This is a genomic window from Gimesia aquarii, from assembly GCF_007748175.1.
In the GTDB taxonomy this organism is placed as follows: Bacteria; Planctomycetota; Planctomycetia; order Planctomycetales; family Planctomycetaceae; genus Gimesia; species Gimesia aquarii_A.
This window is the reverse complement of sequence record NZ_CP037422.1, coordinates 6,544,358-6,557,971: the sequence shown is the minus strand read 5'-3', so window position 1 is coordinate 6,557,971 and position 13,614 is coordinate 6,544,358. Positions and strand designations below refer to the sequence as shown.

Annotated in this window: 12 protein-coding genes; 7 read left to right on the top strand and 5 right to left on the bottom strand. The window is 42.5% G+C overall.

What is annotated here, in order from left to right; translation table 11 throughout:
- Positions 1-196: 196 nt before the first annotated feature.
- Both V202x_RS24805 and V202x_RS24800 read right to left on the bottom strand, forming a co-directional pair.
- The gene (locus tag V202x_RS24805; RefSeq protein WP_145179483.1) at positions 197-1,081 is read right to left on the bottom strand and encodes a sugar phosphate isomerase/epimerase family protein; all 885 of its coding nucleotides are present in this window, start codon (positions 1,079-1,081) and stop codon (positions 197-199) included.
- A gap of 637 nt (positions 1,082-1,718) precedes the next feature.
- Entirely contained in the window at positions 1,719-2,774 is a 1,056-nt protein-coding gene (locus V202x_RS24800; protein WP_145179482.1) for a DUF3500 domain-containing protein, read from the bottom strand.
- A gap of 472 nt (positions 2,775-3,246) precedes the next feature.
- Here V202x_RS24800 and V202x_RS24795 point away from each other — a divergent pair, with 472 nt between their 5' ends.
- A complete protein-coding gene (locus V202x_RS24795; RefSeq protein ID WP_145179481.1) occupies positions 3,247-4,017 on the top strand; it encodes a DUF1080 domain-containing protein in 771 nt (256 codons plus the stop codon).
- Between the two features lie 11 nt (positions 4,018-4,028).
- Here V202x_RS24795 and V202x_RS24790 read toward each other — a convergent pair whose 3' ends face one another.
- On the bottom strand, positions 4,029-4,466 hold the full coding sequence (locus V202x_RS24790) for a universal stress protein (RefSeq protein ID WP_145179480.1): 438 nt from the start codon (positions 4,464-4,466) through the stop codon (positions 4,029-4,031).
- A 95-nt stretch (positions 4,467-4,561) separates the two neighbouring features.
- A complete protein-coding gene (locus V202x_RS24785) occupies positions 4,562-6,235 on the bottom strand; it encodes an alanine/glycine:cation symporter family protein (RefSeq protein ID WP_232098689.1) in 1,674 nt (557 codons plus the stop codon).
- Between the two features lie 465 nt (positions 6,236-6,700).
- Here V202x_RS24785 and V202x_RS24780 point away from each other — a divergent pair, with 465 nt between their 5' ends.
- From V202x_RS24780 to V202x_RS24755, 6 genes are all read left to right on the top strand, one after another.
- The gene (locus tag V202x_RS24780; protein ID WP_145179479.1) at positions 6,701-7,324 is read left to right on the top strand and encodes a helix-turn-helix transcriptional regulator; all 624 of its coding nucleotides are present in this window, start codon (positions 6,701-6,703) and stop codon (positions 7,322-7,324) included.
- 74 nt (positions 7,325-7,398) lie between these two features.
- A complete protein-coding gene (sufC, locus tag V202x_RS24775) occupies positions 7,399-8,196 on the top strand; it encodes a Fe-S cluster assembly ATPase SufC (protein WP_145179478.1) in 798 nt (265 codons plus the stop codon).
- Positions 8,197-8,321: 125 nt separating this feature from the next.
- A complete protein-coding gene (sufB, locus tag V202x_RS24770) occupies positions 8,322-9,746 on the top strand; it encodes a Fe-S cluster assembly protein SufB (RefSeq protein ID WP_144988304.1) in 1,425 nt (474 codons plus the stop codon).
- Positions 9,747-9,871: 125 nt separating this feature from the next.
- A complete protein-coding gene (sufD, locus tag V202x_RS24765) occupies positions 9,872-11,206 on the top strand; it encodes a Fe-S cluster assembly protein SufD (protein ID WP_145179477.1) in 1,335 nt (444 codons plus the stop codon).
- Positions 11,207-11,241: 35 nt separating this feature from the next.
- Positions 11,242-11,556, top strand: coding sequence for a Rieske (2Fe-2S) protein (locus V202x_RS24760; protein WP_145179476.1), 315 nt, complete (start codon positions 11,242-11,244; stop codon positions 11,554-11,556).
- Between the two features lie 115 nt (positions 11,557-11,671).
- Positions 11,672-12,058, top strand: coding sequence for a metal-sulfur cluster assembly factor (locus tag V202x_RS24755; RefSeq protein ID WP_145179475.1), 387 nt, complete (start codon positions 11,672-11,674; stop codon positions 12,056-12,058).
- A gap of 51 nt (positions 12,059-12,109) precedes the next feature.
- Here the strand turns inward: V202x_RS24755 and gatB are convergent, their stop codons facing one another.
- Positions 12,110-13,594, bottom strand: coding sequence for an Asp-tRNA(Asn)/Glu-tRNA(Gln) amidotransferase subunit GatB (gene gatB / locus V202x_RS24750; protein ID WP_145179474.1), 1,485 nt, complete (start codon positions 13,592-13,594; stop codon positions 12,110-12,112).
- Positions 13,595-13,614 lie beyond the last annotated feature (20 nt).

The following is a 13,614-nucleotide window of genomic DNA, read 5'->3' as shown; positions in this document are numbered from 1 at the left end:
ATACTTAATGTCGTCGGAAACAGTAATTAGCAAAAATCATAGGAATGCAGCAAGGGTTGGAAGAATCTCACGATTGTGCCATATTAGTGGATTTCATCTACACAATGGTAACGCAAAAGTGAGTGAGTAATCAACATAACAGGCTTTGTTATTACAGTTGATCCCTGAATTCAGGTGTAATATCAAGTGGATTGTATCAGAACTCTGAGGGTAGTTCCGTTTGACATGCTAAACGTAGTTGAGATAAGAGGTTCTGATAATCTGAATACCAAACCTGTTCAGACCAGATTTCCAGATCAAAAAAACCATCGTAACCGGCATGGTCAATGGCTTCGATGATATCAAGATGAGAAAAAGATTGTTGAGGTGACGTGCCAAGCTTAAAGTCAGAAATCTGCACTGCTGCAATCATGGATATAATTTCTGAAAATAGACCTTGCGCATTGATTTCATAACAAATTTGAGTGGAGTCAATTGCAATTCCAACAGCGGGGTGATTGCAAGCTTCGATAATCTCTAGAGCTGAATCTAAAGAATTAAGGAATGTCCAATTTTTTCCAAGGGGCAATTGCATCACTTTTAAAGCTAGCTTGGTACCATGCAAAGCAGCCGCATCGCCTAACTGTTTAAGCGCGTCAATGGTCAATTGCTTCGCATGATTTCTAGTGTGTCCCGCACGCGGACCACTTACAACTTGGATCGCTGCAGCATTTACTTGGCCACCAAATTTGATTATCTCGAGGGCATCTGAAATTGCTTCTTTAAAAGAATATTCATTACCACCCGTAAATCCACCGCCAAGAGAAATGGTCGAGACTTTCAATTTTGAGTCAATGACTAGCTCAGCGGCTTGAGCCAGTTCAATATCAAGTATTTTTCGATTCCATAGACCAATCGCAGGAATACCGGCAGAACATAAACCTAGTAGACTTTCTTTGAGTGACCATTGATAGGTCGTGATTTGATGAACTGAAATACGATCAATAAGGGAAATTGAACGTTTGCTATTTTGACATTCAATAGAGGATAGAGGAGAAGAGAACGAATTGACTTTACGCTGTGAGAGAAGCTCTTTAGTCACTCGGTCACCTGTGGTCTTGAGAGTAGATCAGGTATATATATTCAATCAGATTTTATGGATCTGATTGTCAATAACAATAAGTTGGTAGTCAGGAAAATAATCTATGAGCTTTTACTATCTACTTTGCTGATAGGCCTTGCCAGGATATCATAGGAGACTCTAAAAAATTTTCCATAGTAAAAAATCAAAGAAAGTTTTTTACTACAGACCAATATTGCTTATCAAGCGAGAAAGTCAACCGACATTGATAAGCGTTTTAAAGAGTTCAAAAAAACTTTCTTTTTATGTTCTGTATGGTTAAGCATTTTCTAAAATAAAAGTAGTGAATTTGATGAATTGATATACAGGGAAAATTTCTATGCAGGATGGATTAAAAGAGTTGGTATGAATTGAAAATAATTAGAGGTGAATTTATCGGATCACAGACGCAGCTATGAAAATGGAGTTTTTACTTTGTGAAACATGCAATAACGAGCAGGAAAATTTTTTCCTGCTCGTTCGAATGCTCACGGGTCAAAGCGGGAAACGCCTCAATAGCATTGCAATTCATAAGAACCGACATCGATTTCAACAGACAGATCGAAATAGCACTTTCAGATACATTTCTTTCAATTTATAAAATGCTTCGTCACATAAATTAACTGGCAATAATTTGTGTTTTTGGATCATCGGAGACATTGACCCAGACATGCACATGAGGAGCGCCTCGGTAATGCCAGACAAAGGCAGGTCCTTCAAGTCGCCAATTGTCCCAAACTTGGTCATTACCGATATCACCGGATTGATAAAAAGAAATTCGGCATTGATCCAGGCCACCCTGTTTTTTGATACATTTTCGAACTTCACTTTGATCAGAAGTTCTGAAAGGTTCGATTAACGAACTGAGAACTTTTTGCATCTCCTGTTTTTGATCGCGGGTCATATCAGCAATCTTTAATCCGGTGATCTTATCGGCTGATTTTTTGAAATGAACTTTGGTTTCACGTGGTGCCTGGGGAATTAAGGCGACCTTACGTTGTTTGCCATCGAGAATTTTATAGACGTGATTCGCTTTTAATGCTTGTTCCCAGAAAACGTTTCCGGGATGGTTGGCTGTTTCATTAAAACCACTTGCTGCATGACCATAGAAAATGGGGCCACCAAAGGCAAGATGTTCTGCGCTGTCCCCATCACAGCGCACTGTCGTATGACGACCGGTCATCACAAATTGAAATCGATCAGTGCCAGGAGTTCCAAAAATGGCAATTGATTGTTCTTCACCATACCCCCCCTGGTCATCCTGAAGTTGTTTGCGAATCTTCTTATGCCAACTGGGATCAAAGTGACCGAAGAAAATAGCTTCAATCATTTCTTGTTGATCTTTGGTAAAGAAATCACTGTTCACAGTGGGATCTGTAATATTCCAGTTTGCTTGTATGTGTTGGCGCAGTAGTCCATGTTTGTCTTTATGATCCCAATCAAAACAGACTTTCGTTTTTTGTTCTGGTTTCATGCTTTCATAAAGTTTTTTGACGAGAGGTTCAGGAGTTGGCTGAGAAGACTCCTCAGGCTGTCCTGCTGTTAGTAGTCTGTCAGCACCGAGAAAGTGTGTGCCAGCCAGGGCAGCGCCCATTGTTCTCATAAAATGACGTCGTGAGATCTGCTGAGAGTCAGAACTGAAGGCTTGTAGCGAAGAGAGAGAGTTAAATTCCATGAGAACACCAATCTTTTTTATAGTGTGTTAATAGGGGCGCCGTCTGGCAGATAAATTTAGTTTATCAACCATTTGACTTAGTCGTCAAATAAAATCACGATGATTGATATGGCTTTGGTCTCACGATTGATGAGGTTCCCTGGCCGTCAGACCTGGCTAATTTCCTGGGAATCATAAGGATTTGTACTTGGTGGCCCGCCTGAGTTTTCGATAGACAGGGGTGTGTTCTTGTGTATACTTTTGTAGGTTGGACATTTATGAAATCTCGTGGAACCAGATACGGACATAATTGAATGTTGATGAGTATCAGTTTAGAATACTTGGCTCTCTTATCTACATTTCCACAATCGTTTTCTTTTAACAGTCTAGTCGGGCAAAAAAAAGCGTGCTGAATTTTCATCGTCGAATTTGGGATAAGTTACGACAGAGATCTGTCTCTACGAATCAAATTAAAATAAAGAAACGATATTCTTTGTTACTCTTGGTAGGTGGATTGGCGCATTTTGTATTGGGCATGTCGTATGCTAATGCCCAGGAACCAGCCACTCCAACAAAGTTGAGTCCTCCTCAAAATTTAGAGAAAACAACTGCAGCAACGAAAAAAATTCCTGGGCCTGAGAAGTTATTAAATGGTGGAAATTTCTGGGATCACTGGAAATATATCAGCGAAGAAGAGAAAGAGGCCAACCGAAACGTCACCTGGAAAGTTGTCAGTGGTGGCAAGGACCAACCAAGTATATTGATTTGCTCTGGTAAGCCTTACGGTTATATCCGTACGCAAAAGTCATACGAAAATTTTCGATTCAGTATGGAGTGGATGTATCCCAATGACCCCAATGCAAACAGTGGAATTTTATTATTTACTTCTGGACCAGATAAAGTCTGGCCTAAGGCATTTCAAGTACAGTTACATCGACCAGAGGCTGGCAATGTTTTCCCTACTCCAGGCAGTGGCGCCAAATCTGCGAATGGACTTTCACCGGCAACTCCTTTGGATTTACCTGTCGGAAAATGGCATAAATGTGTCTTGACGTGTCGGAAAGGTACGATTTCCGTCATGATCAATGGGGTGAAACTGGGCGAAGTAACCGGTTGTGATCCAAGTAAAGGTGCAATTGCCCTCCAGAGTGAAGGGTCTGAAATCCATTTTCGAAATTTAATCGTCGAAATACTCAATCCAGAACCAGTTGTCCCTCCGAAATCAACAGTCTCAAAGCCAGAGACGACACCGAAATCAAATTGAATTCTGCATTCTTATTTTTTAGACTGTCGTAGTACTAAGGTGGGGCAAGGGGCATGTCTAAGTACACGCTCGGCGACTGATCCTAATGCCAGTCTGGCGATACCCGTATAGCCATGTGAAGGAATGACAATCAGTTCTATTCCGTTTTCTTTGGCAAAGTCTGCCAATTTGATGCCTGGGTCACCAACCAGTGTCTGGAACGCAACTCCTGCAATTTGATGTTTTGCGAATTCTTCTTTTGCATGTTTTTCGACGTGCTCTGTACGTTTTTCATCTGTCAGGCCTCCAAAGAGTACCCCTGGAGAGACCATATCCAAGGGGACCATTACATGCACTACTGTCACATTAGCAGGGTCTTCTGAAATTTGAATTGCCTTTGTAACCGCTTGCAGAGAGCTTTCAGAAAAATCGACAGGAACGAGAATTTTTTTCCCAGTAAAGTAGCCCATGGTATAGTGCTTTCATAATGCAGAAGATATCAAGTAAGCTCAATTGTATGAAATTTCAACAGGAGGCAACAATGGTAATCTCTTTTGTATTTCAATCAGCTTTTCTGATTATCGAATTCGCCAGATTTGTAGCGTTTCCAATAATCATCCAGTTCTCTTTTGACTTGGTTAGAAAGTAAGAGTACTCCCAGGATATTCGGAAAGGCCATTCCCAGAATCATTAAATCACCAAAGTCTAAAACATTCGTTGCAGAAACAATTGAACCAAGTACAACAAATACCAGGAAGAGAATGCGATAGGATAGCGAAGCCGATCTACTGTCACCAAACAGAAACGCCCAGCAGCGCTCCCCGTAGTAAGACCAGGAAATCATCGTTGAATAAGCGAATAAGATGACAGATACCGATAGCACATACTGAAAACCGGGGATCTGCGAGTTCATTGCTTCTGAAGTCAACGCTGCGCCGTTATCGCTTTTAATCAGGTCAGCGTATTGGGGATCATTATAGGCACCTGTAATGATCATCACGAGAGCCGTCATGGTACAGATTACAATCGTGTCGACAAATGGCCCTAGTGAAGCAACGATTCCCTCTCGCACGGGGTAATTTGTTTTTGCTGCCGAGTGAGCGATTGCTGCAGAGCCAACACCGGCTTCATTCGAAAAGGCAGCTCGTTTAAACCCAAGAATCAACACGCCTAAGAAGCCACCGTAGAGGGCATCCTTGTCAAATGCGCCATCAATGATCGCTGTAAAAGATTCGGGGATTTTTCCAACATTGATTACCAGAATTGCCAGGCAAGCAAGAACATAAATACCACACATGATGGGAACGATCTTTTCCGTGGTGCGTGCAATGCTGCGGATTCCACCGATGATGACAATGCCTACAAAAAATGCCATAAGCAGACCATAGACCCAGCTGTAATCTTTTAGAATGGGAATCGTTTCAGTGACTGCGCCCAATGATTGTTTGACTTGAAACGAATTGCCACCCGCCAGGGAACCTCCGATACATAGGATGGCAAAGAAAACAGCTAAGAACTTTCCCAATCCATTCGCTGCTGGATTAGAAGGAAACTGTTCTCTTAACCCCTCTGAGAGATAGCACATCGGGCCGCCCATCACACGTCCATCTGGACTGATGCGGCGATAAATTTGTGCCAAAGTACATTCCGCAAATTTGGACGTCATGCCTAATAAGCCTGCCAGCATCATCCAGAACATTGCTCCGGGACCACCAGTGCCGATGGCGATCGCTACGCCAGCAATGTTACCTAATCCGACAGTTGCAGAAAGGGCTGCAGTTAATGCTTGAAAGTGTGTGACTTCCCCTTCATCTTCTGGATTATCATACTTTCCGAGAACTAATAAAATGGCATGTTTGAAGGCGCGTATATTAATAAAATTCATGCGGAACGTGAAATAGGTCGCACCGATGATGAGCCATAATACGGCCAGAGGGAATCCCTCCTTCTTTTGAAATTGTTCTAATGTAAATGGAACAGGATAAAAGAAAACACCTGCAACAATTCCATTGAACTGTCCAAATACATCATCAATCTTTTTCTCAATGCGTGCAAATCCTTTCGGTTCCGATTTTTCGATTTCGTTTGCTGCTTTTGGGATACTTTTATTTGCCTCAGGAGAATTCTGCGCGGCTTCCAAGCGAGTATTAGCTGGGTTTAGGACCAGAAACACGAGAACTGCTGCCAATCCCAAACAAAGTAGCAAATTGGTGGGGCTGTGTTGCCGGTCAAAATTCATAAAAGTGAGTCCCTATTTGCAGATAAGAATTGTCAGAGATAAAAATCAAATCAGATTTAGATCGTTTGATATAGACCAAAGCGTAAAAAAAATGATTTGTTACAGGATTTCTTCAAAATTGTGAATTGAGTCGGTAATTTTTTATCTTGAATTTGAGTTGAGCGCCAGTCCCTCAGGATTTGTACTTTGAAAACAAACTGATCTAATTGTTGTATGAGGCTATCAAATAACGGTTTACGTTCCAAGGTGATTTTAGAAAAAGTCCTGCAAATACACTTGGCTTCTGAAACTGAATCTCAATTATTTATTTTTGACAATATTGGTTGTCAAAAATAATAAATATGCCTAGGATTCTGCTATAAAGAGTATGAAGTGGAAGCTGGACGTATTGACTCGGGTTTGCAGCGTCTAAAGTACCATTTTTGAAATACATCGTTACTTCTCTTAAACGGTAGAAAACAATTCATGCGAGTTTCCATTGATGAAAATGATCGTAGTTTTTTGCTGAGTCTCAATCAGCTTAAGTCCGCGACAATTCAAGAAATTTGTGAGCAAGAAGGTGTGACGGCTACTGCTGTTCGTCAACGTTTGGTACGTTTGCAAGGTTTGGATTTAATTGCGCGTACTCAGGTAAAAGAAGGGCGTGGACGGCCTCATTACGTTTATTCAGTGACGAGTCTGGGGATGCGACTTCTGGGTGACAATTATGCAGAACTAGCTAATATTCTCTGGGAAGAGCTTAAAGCCATTGATGACGAAGACCTGCGATGTCGATTAGCGACGCGAATCCAAACTGCTTTAGTGCAACAGTATAGTAGAAGTGTTGATGCTACTTCGCTGCAAGGACGTATGGAGCAGTTGAAGCAAGCTTTGCAGGAACGTGGTTTTGTTGTTGAGATAGATCAAACTGGCCCACTTCCTATTTTAAGAGAGCATAATTGTCCCTATCACGATATTGCCAGTGGCGACTCATCTATTTGTGAACTGGAGCAACGAGTTTTTGAGCGGGTTTTGGGAACAAAAATGAATCTGGCAGAATGTTGTTTGGATGGTCATCATTGTTGTGAATTTGAAGCACAAATCAGCTAAGTTGGATAAAATTGAACTAAATTTATGTTTCTGGATTTATTTAAAATTCTGAATAAATAGGACAAGTATTAAAAATGAGTTTGTTGAAAATTTCCGATCTGCATGTATCAGTTGGTGACACCCCGATCTTAAAAGGAGTCGACCTTGAAATTAATCAGGGGGAAATCCATGCTTTGATGGGCCCCAATGGTTCCGGAAAAAGCACACTGGCGTACGCCATGGCGGGGCATCCGCGTTACGAGATTACACAAGGAAAAATCGAGATTGAGGGAACTGATATCTCAGAACTTGACCCTAACGAACGTGCTCGATTGGGGCTATTTTTGGCATTCCAATATCCTGTTGTGATCCCCGGTGTCAAGGTTGCTGATTTTCTGCGGCATGCTATTTCTAATGTTCGGAATCCAGATCGTAAAGAGGGGGAAAAGCTCATTCCTATGCGTGAATTTCGTAAAGAGTTACGAGACAGGATGAGCGAATTGGGTATGGACCCTGAAATGGCACGTCGTTATTTGAATGATGGCTTTTCTGGTGGTGAAAAGAAACGTATGGAAATCCTACAGCTTGCAATGTTAAAACCAAAATTTGCTGTACTTGATGAAACAGACAGTGGATTGGATAGTGATGCCGTCAAAGTGGTCAGCGAAGGCCTTAACCGGTTATCCGGACCTGAAATGGGAGTCTTAATCATTACCCACCATGAGCGATTACTAGAGTTCAATCAGCCGCAATTCACACATGTGATGTTAGCAGGCAGAGTCGTCGAGACGGGAGATGCTCAGTTGGCAGCAGAGCTGCATGAGCATGGTTATTCCAGCGTTCGCGAACGTCACCCCGAAGCAGCTGCAGAAGAAGTTGTAGAAGCGGTATAACTTATATTTTTGAAATACTGATTCTGAACAGAGCTCAGTGATATTAAACGAATAAACCTATTCAATTTAAAAAAAGACAATCCCGCAATTAGGGGTAGTTTTAATAAATTTCTGGAGAAATTCAAATGGCAACGAAGCTGGATACGAATTCTGAAAATGAAAACCCCGATATCGGTGAGTATCAATATGGATTTCACGATCCTACTGACAAATATGTGTTTACTGGTGAAAAAGGTTTAAATGCTAACATTGTCGCTCAAATCTCCGAGATGAAAAATGAACCAACTTGGATGCGGGATTTTCGTTTGAGGTCATACGAAATCTTCGAGCAAAAACCAACTCCGCAATGGGGTGGGAATCTGAACGATATCAATTATCAGGATATCCACTACTTTGTTCGAGCGTCAGAAGGGCAGGAACGAAGTTGGGACGATGTGCCTGATGACATTCGAAAAACTTATGATCGTTTGGGGATCCCTGAAGCAGAGAAGAAGTTTCTTGCTGGAGTCAAAGCTCAGTATGAATCTGAGGTTGTCTACGGTAGCTTACAGGAAGATCTGGCGAAGCAGGGAGTCATTTTTACTGACACTGATTCCGCTTTAAAGGATCATCCAGATCTCTTTAAAGAATATTTTGGGACAATCATTCCTCCAGATGATAATAAATATGCTGCCTTGAATTCGGCTGTCTGGTCGGGTGGCTCATTTGTGTATGTCCCTCCCGGAGTGAATATTGAATTTCCTCTTCAGGCATATTTCCGAATCAATTCGGAAAATATGGGACAGTTTGAACGTACCCTGGTGATTGTAGATGAAGGGGCTTCCTGCCATTATGTTGAAGGCTGTACGGCACCCACTTACAGTTCTAATAGTCTGCATTCAGCCGTTGTCGAGATCATGGTGAAGAAAGGCGGACGGTTCCGTTATACCACAATTCAGAACTGGTCGAATAATGTCTATAATCTTGTGACGAAGCGGGCCTTTGCCTATGAAGATGCACTCATGGAGTGGGTTGATGGTAATTTGGGTTCCCAGTTAACGATGAAGTATCCTGGAATCTTCTTGATGGGAGAAGGGGCACGAGGAGAGACTCTGTCGATTGCCTTTGCCGGTGATGGGCAGCATCAGGATGCAGGTGCTAAAATGGTTCACTGTGCTCCTAACACCTCGAGCCGTATTATTTCCAAGAGTATTTCAAAAGATGGTGGAAGATCCAGTTATCGTGGGTTGGTTAAAGTCGATCCTGAAGCTCATGGATGCAAATCGAACGTTGTCTGTGATGCACTCTTATTGGATCCGGCAAGCCGTAGCGATACTTATCCCTATATTGAAATTGAAGATAATGATGTTGCGATCGAACACGAAGCCAGTGTTTCCAAAATTGGAGAGGAACAGTTGTTTTATCTCATGAGCCGTGGTCTCACAGAAGCAGAGGCTTCTTCAATGATCGTCACAGGCTTTATCGAGCCATTGGTGAAAGAATTGCCGATGGAATACGCGGTTGAGATGAATCGGCTGATCGAATTACAAATGGAAGGCTCGATTGGTTAATAGCGACAAGTTAAGTTGCTGACTTACTACAAAAGCTAACTTTAAACAGATCTTACAAGTGAAAGTAGAATACTTTCAAATTGTTAATCTAACTGCAAGATATTGAAGGCATAATAGAAATAGTTATGAGTACTTCTTCGATTAATACATCTGCTGAGATCCCAGTCGGATTTGGTGAAGCAGCCTTTGAAGCCTTTCTGACGACTCGTGATGAACCTGACTGGGTGACTCAATTACGGCGACAGGCTTTCAAGCGATATTGTGAGCTTTTGGAATCAGAATTGGATCCTGAAGAATGGCGTCGAGTCGATTTACGAGCGCTGCGTCCGGATCGTTTTCAGCTAAGTGCTGGATCAGAGGTCGCTAAATATTCAGCAGAAACTTTGCTAAAAGGTCAAGCTGAATTTGCAGGACACGTCACTCACATTGATGGTCAACTGGCTTCCACTGAATTGGCGCCGGAATTGGCAGAGAAAGGAGTCATCTTTGGTGATCTGAGTATGGTTGCCAAAGAGCATAGCGAGCTGATTCAAAAACACTTTATGACGAAAGCTGTTTGTAGTGAGACAGATCGTTTTTCAGCATGGCATGCCGCATTCTGGACTGGTGGTACTGTCTTGTATGTGCCGCGCAATGTTGTCATCGAGACTCCCTTACACAGTTTGATTTCTCTTCAGGCAGAGAAAACCGCTGATTTTAGTCATACACTCATTATTCTGGAGGAGGGGGCTTCAGCTACATTACTAGAAGAGACTGCTTCTGCCACGGAAGAAAATCTGGGGCTCCATGTTGGTGCCGTCGAATTGATCCTGGCCAAAGAAGCACGATTGCGGTATGTTCAATTACAGAATTGGAATGATAAAGTTTGGCATATTGCACATCAGGCAGGCCGAGTGGAGAATAATGGTTTTCTTCAATGGACAGTCGGAGGGATTGGTGCCAAATTGGCCCATATTCATCAGGATGTAGTACTAGATGGTCGTGGCTCAGAAGCTGAGGTGAATGGTGTGACCTTTGCTACAGATAAGCAAATTCACTCATTCTACACGCAACAAGCTCACAATGCCCCAGAAACGCGTTCAGATTTATTGTACAAGCAGGTTTTACGTGACCATTCCCGTGCGATTTGGCGGGGAATGATTCGTGTTGAACCAGAAGGTCAGCAGACAAACGGATATCAGCGGAATGATTCCTTAATGTTATCTCCCACCTGTCGTACTGATGCCATTCCGGGCTTAGAGATTGAAGCCGATGATGTGCGTTGTACTCATGGTGCAACCGCAGGCCGTGTTGATGAAGAACAAATCTTCTATTGCATGACACGTGGCATGTCCGAGTATGAAGCCATGCACATGATTGTAGAGGGATTCTTCCAAACTGTATTTGATCGGATTCCGGTTGAGGTGGTACGTGAGACGCTAAATCAGGCAATTATTAAAAAATTAGGATTTGGACGGTAATATTCTGCCGCCATTAGACAATAGTAGTAAGAGATATGCCTGATTTTGAAGAAATTGCATCCACCGATGAATTCGGTTCTCTTGATCGGTTGGAGGTATTTGTAGATGATATACCTGTACTGCTTATTCGCTTAAATGATCAGTACTTAGCAATAGAAGATGTGTGTACCCATGACGGTCAACCTTTGACTGCTGGTTGTATTGAGAATGGGGAAATTATTTGTCCCCGTCATGGTGCTCGCTTTGATTTACTTACAGGGAATGCTCTCTGTATGCCTGCCACCAAGCCGATTCAGACTTTTGAGATCAAAGTAAAAGATTCAAAAATCTTTGCACGTCCTAGAGATTAATTGTTAAATCTGAGATTTTTATAGATATTCATACGAATTTATTCACTTCTTGTGGAAGTTCATTATTTAGCTATTATTAATTTATACTGTGTCTATGTGTCGTAAGGGGTAAACTATGTCAGATGAAATAAACAATGTCTCTGAGGAAAATAGTGAAGAAGGACAACTACCAGTATTTTCTGCGGTGAAGGGAGTCGGAGGGGAAGATGCATTAGTTGATGCCCTGAAGCAGGTAATTGATCCCGAACTCAACATCAATATCGTTGATTTGGGGTTGGTTTATGAAATTCAGAGAGCAGAAGAAAACAGTTCGAAGGTCTCTGTTTGTATGACATTAACGAGCCCTGCCTGTCCAGCTGGTCCTCAAATTATTCAACAGGCGAAAATGGCGTTAGAGCGTCTCGATGATGTAGACGAGGTGAGCATTCAACTAACCATGACACCTCCTTGGTCACCAGATTTAATGACAGATGATGCGCGCGATGAATTGGGGATTTTTTAATATCCCCTGATCCTGGCTGATCGTGGGCCATGCCGAAAATGGGAGTTCGTTTTAACTCATTTTTTCAATTAAGAGTTGACGAACCATTTTCGGATCTGCTCCTTTGATTTCACGCATGACCTGGCCAATCAGTGCGCCCACCGCAGCTTGTTTTCCGCTCTGAAAATCAGCTACCGCTTTTGCATTTTTATCAACGACCGCTTGGATGATCGCATCAAGTTCGCCCGTATCAGAGACAAGTCCCAAACCTTTTTCTTCAACAATATGCTGTATTTGTTCAGCTCGGGGAGCATCTTTTGAATTGTTAAGTAGCTCCTGGAATACGATGCGGGCACTATTATTCGTAATTTCATTGGCTTTGACTTTTTGCAGGATTGCAGAGAGAACATCTGGTTTAATTGGAAACTCTGCGATTTCTAGTTCCCGTTCTTTTAACTCACGTAGCACATCCTGTGTGATCCAGTTGGAGGCTTGTTTACCATTTTGAGAACTTTCGGCAACGGCTTCAAAATAGTCAGCAAAATCAATTCCCTGATCAATAATGACTGCTGCATCATAGGAAGAGAGTTGATAGCGTTCTTCAAGGCGGGCTCTGCGCTCGGCCGGGCGTTCGCATAGTTTTTCTAAGATACGTTCGCGATCTGCGTCAGTGACTTTGACAGGTGCCAGGTCCGGATCGGGAAAATAGCGGTAGTCTGCTGCATCTTCTTTTCCCCGTTGTTCCAAAGTGATACCGCGATCTGCATCCCAGCCACGAGTCTCTTTAGGTACTTCTTTCAGGCTGAGCCCCGTTTCCTGCCATGCTTTCCATTGTCTTTGTATTTCGTATTCTATTGCTTGCTCTACGCCTCGAAAGCTATTCAGATTTTTGATTTCCACAATCGGAGTTGGTATGGATTCACCAGTCTCTTGATGGACATGGAGATTTACATTGGCGTCACAGCGAAGGCTCCCTTCCTGCATATTGCAGTCGGAAACGTCGATATATGTTAGTAACAGTTTCAATTCTTCCAGATAGGTACGAGCTTCCTGAGCTGATCGTAAATCTGGTTCGGAAACAATCTCTACTAAAGGCGTTCCACAACGGTTCAGATCAACCTTGCTATCTTGTCCCCTCCCAGATTCATCATGGCTGTTTTTGCCGGCATCTTCTTCGAGATGAGCCCGGATGATCCCGATTTTTTTCTTCTCACGAGTTTCAGAATTAATTTCGATTTCCAGCCAGCCGTTTTGACTCATAGGGAGATCATATTGGCTGATTTGGTATGCCTTGGGAAGATCAGGATAGTAGTATTGTTTACGGTCCCATTTTGTAAAAGAAGGAATCTCACAATTAATGGCCAATCCTGTCTTCATGCCTAATTCAAATGCTTCTCGATTTAATACCGGCAGTGCACCAGGTAAACCCAGACAGACGGGACAGGTCTGTGTATTAGGCTCATCCGGGTTGAATTTTGTAGAACAGCCACAGAAGAGTTTGGTGTTGGTCTGTAACTGCACGTGAACTTCAAGACCGATGATGACCGTATAGTCCATTATGTCACGCTAACCTTTAT